This window comes from Streptomyces sp. NPDC047315, from assembly GCF_040643215.1.
Lineage (GTDB): Bacteria > Actinomycetota > Actinomycetes > Streptomycetales > Streptomycetaceae > Streptomyces.
Genome location: NZ_JBEYTZ010000010.1, coordinates 1 through 12,728, shown reverse-complemented (window position 1 = coordinate 12,728; position 12,728 = coordinate 1). Strand labels below are relative to the sequence as shown.

Genomic DNA, 12,728 nt, shown 5'->3' with positions numbered 1-12,728 from the left:
CGCCTCCCACCCTGCGCTCCCCGTGCGCCCTGTCCCGGCCACCGGGTCGGCGCGACCATGGGCACCGCTGCACCCCCGAACACCCGTACCGCCCCTGCACCGCCCCGCCCCACCCACGACGAGCGCACCAACCGCATCAAGCGCAACGAAGCGGACACCACACGCCGGAAACGTGAGGAGCGCCCCAAAGGTGGAACAACGACAGTCATTGCCCGGAGTCACGCAGCGTGATACACAGAGTGACAATACGGGCTCCTCGCCATGACTCCGACCCGCTCCGATCCGCTTCGCCGCAGGTCAGGACGGCGATCATCGGTCATACGTGCGGAGATCGGGTAAAGAGACCCGCCAAGTCGGCATACGCGGGCGGTTTCATCAGCGAAGATAGAGCGATGGCCCATGCCGAGGGGCACGGGCGGCGAAAGACCCGACAGGGGCGGTGAGTTACACATGATCCTGGCAGCCGAAAAGGGCGACATCAACACCATCATCGGCGGTATCGCCCCGAACTGGGGCCCGTTCGGGAGTCTGGGGAACGAAGCACGGGTGATGATCGAGGTGGTGATGGCCGTGGCCATCCTGATCTGCCTCGGCATCGCGATCTGGGGTGCGGCCAAGCAGCGCATCGGCGCGACCGCGCTCCGGGACACGTTCAGCGCGGAGCAGGGCAAGGGCCTGATCGTCGCGGGACTGACCGGAGTCTTCATCATCGGATCCCTGGGGACCCTGTTCACCATCGTCTACGGGATGGCCGTGTGACCTCACTCCCCATCAGCCCGTAGCCCGAGACCGCACTCCCCCGATCTCCCCCGTCCGCACTCCTCCCCCGATGCGAGCCCGGCCCACCCTCAGAGGTTGCGTCCCCCCGATGTCCCAGCCGATGTCCCAGCCGACGTCCCAGTTGCGCCTGATGTCGAGTCACCACAGCGCGTCCGCGCGCACCGTCGTACGACCACCGGCGTCGTACGACAGCGGCACGGGCACCGATCCGCGCCGTACGACGTCCCACCTCGGGTACGGAACACGCACCGGGCACGGAACACGCACCGGGCACGAGGACTTCCCGGCACACGAGGGCTTCCGGGGACACGAGGGAGGGGCCGCGCCATGAACCACGGCGACGATCACGGGTACCGCACCGGCGGGAGCGACCCGGACGATCCGTACGGCGGGACGGGCCAGACCCGCACCCGCCTGCCCGGCGCGGCGGACGACGGCTACGGCGCCGCCCGCCGTCCCGTCCGCACCTCCCGCTCCCTCATCACCGTCGTCGGCGTCGTCGTGCTGCTCATCGCCGCGATCGCCTTCGCCAACCAGGGCGGCGGCGACGGCGGCGGGGACGGCGACGGCGGCAGCGCCAAGGGCCGGGAGGCGGCCCCCACCGCACCGACGGGCGTCAAGCCCGTGAAGGGCAAGGCGGAGGGGACGGGGATCCCGACCGGGTACGCGAAGGACGCCCAGGGCGCGCAGAGCGCCGCGGCGAACTACGCCGTGGCCCTGGGGTCCGACGGCATGTTCCAGGAGAAGAGCCGCGGCGACATCGTACGGACCGTGCACGACCCGGCCGTCGCCGAGCAGCTGCTGGCGGACCTGGCGAAGGCGTACTCCACCGAGTTCCTCGGCGCCGTCGGCCTCACGGCGGACGGCACCGCACCGGACGGCCTCTCCTTCGTCTCCCGCACGATCCCCATCGGGACCAAGGTGACCGACCAGAAGGGCGACACGGCCTCGGTCGAGGTCTGGTGCACCGGACTCATCGGACTCGCAGGGCCGGAGTCCACCAAGCCGGTCACCTCCTCCTACTTCACCCTCACCCAGAACCTGAAGTGGGTCGACGGCGACTGGAAGATCACCTCGTCCTCCCAGAAGGAAGGTCCGACGCCGGTCAACGGCGACAACCGCGCCTCCACGGCCGAGGAGATCGCCAGCGCCGTCGCGGGATACGGAGGCTTCACCCATGCCCGGTAGCCGCACCCCCCAACTGCTCCGCCGCTCCCACGCGCGCGCCCTGGCCGCCCTCGCGGCCCTGCACGCCTCCGTCGTCGCGGCCGTCGTGCTCGCGCCGTCCGCCGCCGCCGAGCCGACGCCGCCCCCCAGCAACTCCCCGAGCCCGCGCCCGAGCGCCAGCAAGGACGAGTGCGGCCTCATCAGCGGCCAGGCCAGGGACCTGTGCAACAACGGCTCCGAAGGCGGCGGCAGCAGCACCACCAACAACCCCGTCGACGAACTCACCCCGCTGACCGTGCTCGCCCGCGGCTGCGCCGACGCCGCGGCGTGGACCGTCGACACCCTCGCGAAGGCCGTGAAGTCCACCGCGACGGTCGACTTCACCAACCCGACCTTCCTCTCCCAGTACGCGGTCGTGTTCGCCGCGTCCACCGTCCTGACGCTGATCATCTGGCTGCTGGCCGTCGCCAAGCGGGCCATCCGCGGCGTCCCGCTGCTCACCGCCGTCTCCGAAGCCGTCGGCTTCCTCTGGCTGACGGTCCTCGCCTCCGCCTTCACCCCGCTGATCCTCTACACCCTGGTCTCCGCCACCGACAGCATCTCCAACGTCGTCGCCGGCGGCACCAAGGACCAGACCGACCAGTTCTTCGGCACCTTCTCCGAAGCGCTGGAGAAGGGCACCGGCATCGGCGGCGGCCCGATCATGCTGATCGTCGTCTCCCTCGTCACGATCATCGCCGCCGGCGTGCTCTACCTGGAGCTGTTCATCCGCGCCGTGCTGCTGTACGTCGGAGCGCTCCTCGGCGTCGTCGTCTACTCCGGCCTCGTCGACAAGAACATGTGGGGCCACGTACGCCGCTGGGCCGGCCTGATGATCGCGATCATCCTGGTCAAGCCGGTCATCCTCATCGTGCTCGGACTCGCCGGCGCGCTCGCGGGCCAGGACGGGCCCGACTCCGTCTCCGCCGTCGTCTCCGGACTCGCCATCATCATCCTGGCGATCGTCGCCTCCGCGATGATCTACCGCTTCGTGCCCGGCTTCGGCGACGAGATCGTGGCCTCCCGCAACAACCGCATCCAGGGCGCCGTCGAAGGCCGCGCCGCCGCGGTCATCAGCTCCCCCGCCGCCCTCGTCTCCCAGGGCATCAAGACCCACAGCGCGCGCGGCGGCGCGGGCGGCGCCCAGGCCGAGGGCGGCAGCTCGACGCCCCGCCCCGCCAACCCCGTCGGCACCGGCGTCGCCGCCCACGGCAGCCGCCCCACCGGCGGCGGTACGGGCGGCGGGGCGCCGGCAGCCGCGCCCCCGCCCCGTAGCAGCCCCTCCGGCGTGGCCGGCAGCAGCACCCCGCACAGCAACCGCAAGAGCACAGGAGGTGGAGGGCGTTGACCACCCAGACCCATCCCATCGCGCCCCGCCGCACGTACCTCATCGGCCGGGCCCGGCCGAACGCGATCATCGGCAAGAACCGCGAGACCGGCGAGATCGCCCTGATCGTCGCCGGCGCGTTCTTCGGGATGATGAGCGGACTCCTGGTCCCCTACCTCGTTCCGCGGATCGTGCTGCTCGCCGGCTTCCCGATGCTCGCGCTCGCCGCCGTCTACGTCCCGTACAAACAGCGCACCTTCTACCGGTGGTTCGAGATCAACCGCAGCTTCAAGCGCTCCGTGCGCTCCAACGCCGCCTACCGCTCCTCCGCCGCCGAGGCCGGCACCCGGCTCGACGGGCGCGAGGTGGAGATCGGCCCGCCGCCCGGCATCGGCCGGATCAGCTGGCTCGCCGCGCCCTTCGGCCCCGACGAGATCGCCGTGCTGCTCCACGCCGACCGGCGCACCGTCACCGCCGCGATCGAGATCGAGGGCCCCGGCGTCGGCCTGCGCGACAGCGAGGACCAGGAAGCCCTCGTCGACCGCTTCGGCACCCTCCTCAAGCACGTCGCCAACGGCGACGGCTTCGTCACCCGCATCCAGATGCTCGCCCGCACCCTGCCCGCGGACCCCGACGCGCACGCCAAGGACGTCGCCCAGCGCGGCGACGAGCGCTCCCCGGTCTGGCTGCGCGACTCCTACGAGCAGCTCCAGTCCATGGTCTCCACCTCCAGCGAGCAGCACCGCGCGTACCTCGTCGCCTGCATGCACTACACGCGCGAACTCGCCGCCGAGGCCAACGCCATGGCCCGCGCCACCCGGCAGGCCAACAAGGCCCGCCGCCTCGACAAGGACGCCGGGCTCGCCGTCGTGATGGCCCGCGAACTCACCGACATCTGCGCCCGGCTCGCCGAGGCCGACATCCGGGTCCGCCAGCCGCTGGGCCAGGGGCGGCTCGCCTCCCTCGTGCACTCGATGTACGACCCGGACCACCCCATCGACCACATCCAGGCGATGACCAAGCGCAACGCCTGGCCCGCGGAGCTCGACGCCGTGGAGCCCACATACCTCCAGGCCAAGACCCGCGAGTCCGCCACCCGCGCGCCCTGGTGCCACGCCACGGCCTGGGTGAAGGAGTGGCCGATGACCCCCGTCGGCGTCAACTTCCTCGCCCCGCTCCTCGTCCACACCCCGGACGTGATCCGCACCGTCGCGGTCACCATGGACCTCGAACCCACCGAGGTCGCCATCGAGCGCATGCTGACCGAGAAGACCAACGACGAGGCCGACGCCAGCCGCGCCGCCAAGATGAACCGCACCGTCGACCCGCGCGACGTCGCCGCCCACGGCCGCCTCGACCAGCGGGGTGAAGATCTCGCCAGCGGTGCGGCCGGCGTCAACCTCGTCGGGTACATCACTGTGTCGTCCCGTACGCCCGAGGCCCTGGCCAGGGACAAGCGGACGATCCGGGCCTCGGCCGGCAAGTCGTACCTGAAGCTCGAATGGTGCGACCGGGAGCACCACCGGGCCTTTGTGAACACCTTGCCGTTCGCGACCGGCATCCGCCGTTAGGGGCCACCGTGCGAGATCCGCTGTCCGCCGTCACCGAGGCGTTCACGTCCTTCGTCTTCGGCAAGGTCGAGACGACCCGACTGCCCGTGCGCACCTCCACGGGCCAGGCGCAGGCCGTCTACCTGCCCACCGCGGCCCCCGGCCTCGGCGACTCCGGCGTGATCATCGGCCGTGAGGTCTACAGCGGGAAGGGCTACATCTACGACCCGTTCCAGCTGTACGGTCAGCAGCTGCCCGCCCCTCACTGGCTGGTGCTCGGCGAGTCCGGCAACGGCAAGTCGGCGCTGGAGAAGACGTACGTCCTGCGCCAGCTCCGGTTCCGGGACCGTCAGGTCGTCGTGCTGGACGCGCAGGGCGAGGACGGCGTCGGCGAGTGGAACCTGGTCGCCGAGCAGTTGGGCATCACGCCCATCCGGCTCGACCCGATGACCGCGCTCGACGGCGGAATCCGCCTCAACCCCCTCGACCCGTCGATCACCTCCACCGGTCAGCTCGCGCTGCTCCGCACGATCATCGAAGTCGCCATGGGGCACGGCCTGGACGAGCGCTCCGGCTTCGCGCTGAAGGTCGCCCACGCGTACGTCAACGAGTCCATCACCGACCGGCAGCCCGTCCTCACCGACATCGTCGAGCAGCTGCGCCACCCGGAGGCGGAGTCCGCCGAGTCGATGAACGTCGACATAGACGACGTACGGGCCTGGGGGCTCGACGTCGCCCTGGTGCTCGACCGGCTCGTCGACGGCGACCTGCGCGGGATGTTCGACGGGCCGACGACCGTCGGCATCGACCTGGACGCCCCGCTGATCGTCTTCGACCTCTCGCACATCGACCGCAACTCCATCGCCATGCCGATCCTGATGGCGATCGTGGGCGTCTGGCTGGAGCACACCTGGATCCGCCCCGACCGGAAGAAGCGCATCTTCCTGGTCGAAGAGGCGTGGCACATCATCAACAGCCCGTTCGTGGCCCAACTCTTCCAGCGACTGCTGAAGTTCGGCCGACGGCTGGGCCTCTCCTTCGTCGCGGTCGTCCACCACCTGTCGGACGTGGTGGACGGGGCGGCGGCGAAGGAGGCCGCGGCGATCCTGAAGATGGCGTCCACCCGCACGATCTACGCCCAGAAGGCCGACGAGGCGCGGGCGACGGGGCGGGTGCTCGGGCTGCCGCGCTGGGCGGTGGAGATCATTCCGACGCTCACCCCCGGCATCGCCGTCTGGGACGTCAACGGCAACGTACAGGTCGTCAAACACCTGGTCACGGAGGCCGAGCGGCCCCTGGTGTTCACCGACCGCGCCATGACGGAATCGTCCCATCCGCTCCCGGCGGAGATCGAAGCGGCGGAGTGGGAGGCCGAGCAGCGGGCCGCGCTCATCGAGCGACAGCGCTACAACGACTCCTCCGAGTCCACGGTCGCCTGACGTGCGGGACGACCACGGTTACGGGCCGCGGCAGGGGTACGGGCACGGCGACGGGGGCGGGCGCCCCGGTCCGCGGCGGGCGGGCGGCGTACCGGACGGGCTGATCGTCGGGGTCTTCGGGCTCGGCGTCTGCCTGCTGTTCGTGGTCTGGTCGGCCGCGGGGCTCGCGGGACTGTTCGCCAAGGGGGCCTGGCCCGACGGCGTCACGTTCGGCAGGGCGCCGCAGGCGGTGCGCTCGCTCGCGGGCGATCCGCAGGACCTCGCCGCGGCCTGGCCGAACACCCCGGCTGAGCAGTTGTCGGAGTACGGCCTCTTCTGGGGGCTGGCGATCGGGCTGCTGATGGTCCTCGCCGTGCTGACGGTCTTCGTGGTGGGGACCTTGGCGCGCTGGAAGACGGTGCGCGCGGCGCGGAAGGCGGAGCGGGCGGCGGGGGCGCGGCAGGTGGGCTCCCCGGAACACGAGGTTCCGCAGCACCAACACGAGGTTCAGGCACGGCAGGAACCGCAGGAACCGCAGGCGCACCACAAGACCACCCCCGGCGGCATCCCGATCCAGCCCTCCCGCGACCCGCACGAACCCGTCTCCGCGCCCGCCCACGAACCCGCCGCGAACACCCCGGGCCCGTACCCGCCCCAGGACGCACCGAGCACGGCTGATCAGGCACTGTCCGCCCCCGTGGACAGTGTGGACGGCGTGGCCGGCGTGGACGCCCATGTCGCCTCCTCCGCCTGGTCCGTGCCGTCCCCCCGCCGCACCCCCCGCGTCTTCTTCGGCGACCCCACGGCACGCCGCCCCGCCGCCCTCCAGGCCGTCCAGGACGCCGCCGGCCCCGCCCTCGTCGTCACCTCGGACCCGACGGTGTGGGCAGACACCAAGGACGCCCGCGCGAAGTTCGGCCCGGTGCTGGTGTACGACCCGGGCCACCTCTGCGACACCCCCGCCCGCCTGCACTGGAATCCGACGGTCCGCTGCGAGGACGTGGCCTGCGCCCAGGAACGGGCCGTCGCCCTCCTCGCCCCGGTGCGCCCCCACGCCCGCATCGACGCGGCGATGGTCGACACCGCGGAGACCCTGCTGCGCTGCTGGCTGCACGCCGCCGCCGTGGCCGGCCGGCCCTTCAAGCAGGTGCACCGCTGGGCCCAGGGCATCAACGCGCAGGAGTCCGTACGGATACTCCGCACCCACACCAAAGCGACCAGCGGGCTCGCCGGGCTGCTCGAAGCCGCCCTCACCGCGCACCCGGAACGACGGGAGATCGCCCAGCAGTTGGTCGCCCGCGCGCTGTCCTCGCTCTCCTCCATCCACATCCGCGAGGCGTGCACTCCGAACCGAAATGATGCGCTCGCCCTGGAATCATTCATCAACGAAGGGGGAACCCTCTATCTGGTGGGCGAGCCCATCGAGGACCCCAAGGCCCACCCCGGAGCGATGCCGCTGCTCACCGCACTGGCGTCAGACGTGGTCGAGCACGGCCGCCGCATGGCCGCACGGTCATCCGCCGGCCGGCTCGACCCACCAATGACGCTCGTCCTCGACGACGCGGCAGCCGTCGCCCCGCTCCCCCGTCTGCCCCAGTTGCTGACCACCGGCCCGGACCAGGGCCTGTCGACGTTCGTGCTGCTCCGCTCGATGGAGCAGGCCCGCGCCCGCTGGCAGGAACCGCTGCCCCAGTAGCGGCCCCTGACACGGAGTCGACGGCCGCCTGGTGTGGTCAGGGACCAGTCGGATGTCGCCGCGGCCGGCGGCGCGTCGACCGGTCAGCTCGCGGGGCGCCGCACCTCGTACTCCAAATCCTGTATGCCCGGATGGTCCGGGTCGTCCACCCGGCGCCCGGTCGCCACGAAGCCGAACTTCCGGTAGAAGGCGTCGGCCCGCGCGTTCTCCTCGTGCACGTGCAGTCGTACGCGTTGGACGGGCGGACCGGCAAGCTCCCACGACCACTCCAGGGCGGCGCGGAACAACTCGTCCGCGAGGCCGGCGCCCCGGGTCTCCGAGCGGACGAACACGCCCACGAGCTGTGTCTGGTCCACCTCCGCCGGCTCGCCGAACATCGGCTCCTGCCCGGGCCGTTCCACCAACACGGTCACCGTGCCGTCCCACCGCCCGTCGGGTGCCTCCGCGACGAACTGCCGCACCGCGACCCCGTCCGCCGCCCTCGTCGTCCGCTCCTGCCAGAGCGAGTCCGGCCGCGCCGCCGCCACGTCGTACGTCTCCAGGAAGGCCAGGTGCGCAAGGGGGTCCCGGAGGGCCACCAACCTGAGCTCCCTGGCCTTCTCCCACTCGTCGGCCCGCACGGCCCGAATCACATGCTCCATCCACGGATGGTGTCCGATGCCCGAACCCTTAAGCAAAGCGATTACGCCCCGTAGTACCCGGGTTGTACGCGCGGGGAATCAGGTGTCATCCGTGGGCGGACGATCGGTCGGAGCCCCGGAGCCACCATCGAGTACATGATCGAAGCACACGGACTCACGAAGAGGTACGGCCCCGGCCGCAAGAGCGGACGTCGCGGAGGCGGAGGCGGTGGTGGTGACGGAAGTGGCGGAGGAGGTCGCAGAAGTGGCGGGAAGACCGTCGTCGACGATCTGAGCTTCACCGTCAGGCCCGGCTCCGTCACCGGCTTCCTCGGGCCGAACGGCGCCGGGAAGTCCACCACCATGCGCATGATCCTCGGCCTGGACGCCCCCACCCGCGGCCATTCCACGGTCGGCGGCCGGTCGTACGCCGCGCACAGCGCCCCGCTGCACGAGGTCGGCGCCCTCCTGGAGGCCCGCTCGGTCCACCCCGGCCGCACCGCCCATCAGCACCTGACGGCCATCGCCCACACCCATCGCATCCCGCGCAGCCGGGTGTCCCACGTCCTCGACCTCACCGGTCTGACCGAGGTCGCGCACCGCCGTGTCAAAGGCTTCAGCCTCGGCATGGGCCAGCGCCTGGGCATCGCCGCCGCCCTCCTCGGCGACCCCGCCGCCGTCATCCTCGACGAGCCGGTGAACGGCCTCGATCCGGAAGGCGTGCTCTGGATCCGCACCCTTCTGAAGTCCCTGGCCGCCGAAGGCCGCACGGTCCTCGTCTCCTCCCATCTGATGAGCGAGATGGCGCTGACCGCGGACCACCTCGTCATCATCGGCCGCGGCCGGCTCCTGGCGGACACCACGGTCGACGAGTTCGTCCGCTCCGCCGGCGCCGCCTCCGTCCGCGTCGTCACCCCCGAGGCCACCCGGCTCGCGCAGGCGCTGGCCGGCCCCGGCGTCCGGATCACCTCCGACGCCTCCGGCGCCCTGGACGTCCAGGGCGCCGACAGCCGGCACATAGGCCGCATCGCCGCCTCCCACGCCCTGCCCCTGTTCGAGCTCACGCCCCAGACCGCCTCCCTGGAACAGGCGTTCATGGACCTCACCCACAGCTCCGTCGAGTACCAGGCGTCCACCCCCGTCCCGCAATCCCCGCAAGGAGCTGCCGGATGAGCACCGCGTACCGCCTCAGCACGACGGGCCTGCTGCGCTCCGAGTGGCACAAGCTGTGGACCGTGCGGTCCACCTGGATCACCCTGCTGGTCGCCGTCGCCTTCACGCTCGGCATCGGCATCACGATGGGCGCCACCTATGAGGACGGCGGCGGCGACTCCGACATGGACGTCCTCACGCTCACCCTCGTCGGCTTCCAGTTCGCCCAGATCGCCATCGCCGTCCTCGGCGTCCTGGTCACCGCCGGGGAGTACGCGAACGGCATGGTCCGCGCCTCCATGACCGCGGTCCCCCGCCGGACCCCCGTGTTGTGGTCCAAAGCGGCGGTCTACGGCGCCGCGACCTTCGCCATCACCCTCGCGACCACCTTCGTCACCTTCCTCACCGCCCAGATCTTCTTCTCGGGCACCGACCAGGAGGCGGCCCTCGGTGACGCCGGGATCCTGCGCGGCATCCTCGGCAGCGCCGCCGGGCTGACCCTGCTGGGCGTGATCGCCCTCGGCCTCGGCGCCCTCGTGCGCTCCGTCCCCGGGGCCATAGGCGCCTTCATCGGCCTCCTGCTGATCCTCCCCGAGGTCCTGATGATGCTGCCGTTCGACACCATGGACGACGTCGTCGACTACTTCCCCGCGCAAGCCTTCGCCTCGCTCAACACCGCCCAGCCCCTCGCGGACGCGGCTTCCCCCGGCGCGGCCCTGCTCTCCCTCGTCCTGTGGTCGGCTGTGTCCCTGGCCCTTGCGGCGCTGCTGCTGAAGCGACGTGACGTGTGACCTCCCTGCGTACGAGGATGGACGGCGGCGAGCAGGAGGCGGACGGAACCCGGGGGGACGGCATGGACGACGAGAAGGGGGTACGGGCGGCCACGTCCCGGCCGAAGCCGCGGCTCGCCGCCGCCGCGGCGGCCGGCACCCGGGCCGCCCATGCCCACCCGCTCACCCATCGGCTCAACGTCCTCACCCGCCGCGTCCGGGCCCTCGACGTCCGCCGCCCCTGGATGTGGGACACCGTCGTCACCGGCTTCTGGCTGATGGCCGCCCTGATCGACGTCACCAGCGGCGGCTGGCAGCGCATCCCGCACAACAACGACGAAGTGCCCCTGTGGCTGGTGTGGGCGATGACCTTCGGTCTCTCCCTCCCGCTCTACCTGCGTCGCCGCCGGCCGCTCGCGGCCTTGCTGATGGTCCTCCCGTTCGCGTTCCTGAGCGCCTGGACCGGGGCCAACCTGCAAGCGGCGCTGCTGCAGATGGTCTTCGTCTTCAGCATCGCCCTCCGGCTCCGGCTGAGGATCCTCGCCCTCGTCCTCGGCGCGATAGCCGTCCCGCTCGTGGTCGGCACCTTCCGCTACCCCGTGGGCAGCTGGGACATGGAGTTCGTCCCCATGCTGTACGCCTTCACGATCGTCGCGCTCTTCGGCATCGCCGTGCGTTCCCGCCAGGAGTACACCGCCTCCCTGGTGGAGCGGGCCAAGCGTCTGGAAGTCGAACGCGACCAGCAGGCCCAGCTCGCCGCGGCGGCCGAACGCACCCGGATCGCCCGGGAGATGCACGACATCATCGGCCACAACCTCTCGGTCATCACCGGTCTCGCGGACGGCGGACGCTACGCGGCGACGAAGTCGCCCGAGCGCGCCGTGGAAGCCCTGGACGCGATATCCACCACCAGCCGCACCGCGCTGAACGAACTGCGTCGACTGCTGGGCGTCCTCCGCGAGGACGCCGCACCCACGACGGGCACGGGTCCCTGGGAGCCGCAGTCCACGCCGCCCAAGCCCCGCGCGCCGCAGCCCGCGCTGAGCGACCTCGACCAACTCGTCGACGGCGTGCGCGCCGCCGGCCTCCCCATCCGGGTGGTCGTCCACGGCCGCCCGAAGCCGCTGCCGCCCGGTCAGCAGCTCACCGTCTACCGAGTCATCCAGGAAGCCCTGACCAACACCCTCAAGCACGCCGGCCCGGACGCCAGCGCCACCGTCCAGCTCACCCACGCCGCCGGATCGCTCACCGCCACGGTCACGAACACCGGCCCGCCCCCGACGGAACCGCCGCGGGCGGACGGCCGCGGCATCACCGGCATGCGCGAACGCACCGCACTCTACGAAGGCACCCTCGAAGCCGCCCCGGACCCCCGGGGCGGCTGGCGCGTCCACCTCCACCTCCCCATCCCCGAGGACACCACCCCGTGACGACCGTGCTCATCACCGACGATCAACCCATGCAGCGCTTCGGCTTCCGCATGCTCGTGGAGAGCCAGGACGACATGACGGTCGTCGGCGAGGCGTCGAACGGCGCCGAGGCGGTACGCCTCGTCTCCCAGCTCCACCCCGACGTCGTGCTGATGGACATCCGGATGCCCGGCCTGGACGGGATCGAGGCCACCCGCCGCATCGTCGCGGCCGGCGACCGCACCCGGGTCCTCATCCTGACGACGTTCGACCTGGACGAGTACGCCTACGACGGCCTGCGCGCGGGCGCTTCGGGCTTCCTCGTCAAGGACGCCTACCCCGAGGAGCTGCTGGCGGGCATCCGCGCGGTCGCCACGGGTGACGCGGTGGTCGCCCCGAGCCTGACCCGCCGTCTGCTGGACGCCTTCGCCCACCACCTGCCGACCGGGGACCCCACGGAGACCCCCGTCGCCGACCAGCGCATCGCCACTCTCACGGAGCGGGAGAAGGAGATCCTGACGGTCATCGGCCAGGGCTGGACGAACACGGAGATCGCCACCCGCCTCCACCTCGCCGAGTCCACCGTGAAGACCCACGTTTCGAGGATCCTGGCGAAGACGGGTGCCCGCGACCGGGTCCAGGCCGTCATTCTGGCGTACGACACCAAACTGGTCCGCCCGGCCTGAGAAAGGCCCCGGAAAGGGCCCGGAAATGCGGAAAGGGCCCCACACCTCAGTGTGGAGCCCTCTCCTCAAAAATTGTTCGGCGGCGTCCTACTCTCCCACAGGGTCCCCCCTGCA

11 protein-coding genes are annotated in these 12,728 nt (G+C 71.4%); 10 read left to right on the top strand and 1 reads right to left on the bottom strand.

What is annotated here, in order from left to right; translation table 11 throughout:
• The first annotated feature begins 450 nt into the window (after positions 1 to 450).
• The 6 genes from ABZ842_RS13565 (at position 451) to ABZ842_RS13540 (ending at position 7,977) form a co-directional block, all read left to right on the top strand.
• Complete coding sequence (locus ABZ842_RS13565; protein WP_361536442.1) at positions 451 to 759, top strand: hypothetical protein; 309 nt, start codon at positions 451 to 453, stop codon at positions 757 to 759.
• A gap of 348 nt (positions 760 to 1,107) precedes the next feature.
• Entirely contained in the window at positions 1,108 to 1,968 is an 861-nt protein-coding gene (locus ABZ842_RS13560; protein WP_361536440.1) for a hypothetical protein, read from the top strand.
• A complete protein-coding gene (locus ABZ842_RS13555) occupies positions 1,958 to 3,334 on the top strand; it encodes a hypothetical protein (protein WP_361536438.1) in 1,377 nt (458 codons plus the stop codon). Before ABZ842_RS13560 ends, ABZ842_RS13555 begins: the two co-directional genes overlap by 11 nt.
• Complete coding sequence (locus tag ABZ842_RS13550; RefSeq protein WP_361536436.1) at positions 3,331 to 4,884, top strand: SCO6880 family protein; 1,554 nt, start codon at positions 3,331 to 3,333, stop codon at positions 4,882 to 4,884. The genes ABZ842_RS13555 and ABZ842_RS13550 overlap by 4 nt, the downstream gene beginning before the upstream one ends.
• 8 nt (positions 4,885 to 4,892) lie before the next feature.
• On the top strand, positions 4,893 to 6,302 hold the full coding sequence (locus tag ABZ842_RS13545) for an ATP-binding protein (protein WP_361536434.1): 1,410 nt from the start codon (positions 4,893 to 4,895) through the stop codon (positions 6,300 to 6,302).
• A 100-nt stretch (positions 6,303 to 6,402) separates the two neighbouring features.
• The gene (locus ABZ842_RS13540) at positions 6,403 to 7,977 is read left to right on the top strand and encodes a type VI secretion protein (RefSeq protein WP_361536886.1); all 1,575 of its coding nucleotides are present in this window, start codon (positions 6,403 to 6,405) and stop codon (positions 7,975 to 7,977) included.
• Positions 7,978 to 8,060: 83 nt separating this feature from the next.
• Here ABZ842_RS13540 and ABZ842_RS13535 read toward each other — a convergent pair whose 3' ends face one another.
• The gene (locus ABZ842_RS13535) at positions 8,061 to 8,618 is read right to left on the bottom strand and encodes a GNAT family N-acetyltransferase (protein WP_361536432.1); all 558 of its coding nucleotides are present in this window, start codon (positions 8,616 to 8,618) and stop codon (positions 8,061 to 8,063) included.
• A gap of 135 nt (positions 8,619 to 8,753) precedes the next feature.
• Here ABZ842_RS13535 and ABZ842_RS13530 point away from each other — a divergent pair, with 135 nt between their 5' ends.
• The 4 genes from ABZ842_RS13530 (at position 8,754) to ABZ842_RS13515 (ending at position 12,614) form a co-directional block, all read left to right on the top strand.
• Positions 8,754 to 9,770 (top strand): ATP-binding cassette domain-containing protein, encoded by a 1,017-nt coding sequence (locus ABZ842_RS13530; RefSeq protein WP_361536430.1) that lies wholly within the window; start codon positions 8,754 to 8,756, stop codon positions 9,768 to 9,770.
• Positions 9,767 to 10,540 carry an ABC transporter permease gene (locus ABZ842_RS13525; RefSeq protein WP_361536428.1) on the top strand — a complete coding sequence of 258 codons (774 nt, stop codon included), beginning with the start codon at positions 9,767 to 9,769 and terminating at the stop codon, positions 10,538 to 10,540. Before ABZ842_RS13530 ends, ABZ842_RS13525 begins: the two co-directional genes overlap by 4 nt.
• Before the next feature lie 62 nt (positions 10,541 to 10,602).
• Positions 10,603 to 11,949 carry a histidine kinase gene (locus ABZ842_RS13520; protein ID WP_361536426.1) on the top strand — a complete coding sequence of 449 codons (1,347 nt, stop codon included), beginning with the start codon at positions 10,603 to 10,605 and terminating at the stop codon, positions 11,947 to 11,949.
• Complete coding sequence (locus ABZ842_RS13515) at positions 11,946 to 12,614, top strand: response regulator transcription factor (protein WP_361536424.1); 669 nt, start codon at positions 11,946 to 11,948, stop codon at positions 12,612 to 12,614. The genes ABZ842_RS13520 and ABZ842_RS13515 overlap by 4 nt, the downstream gene beginning before the upstream one ends.
• The last annotated feature ends 114 nt before the right edge of the window (positions 12,615 to 12,728 follow it).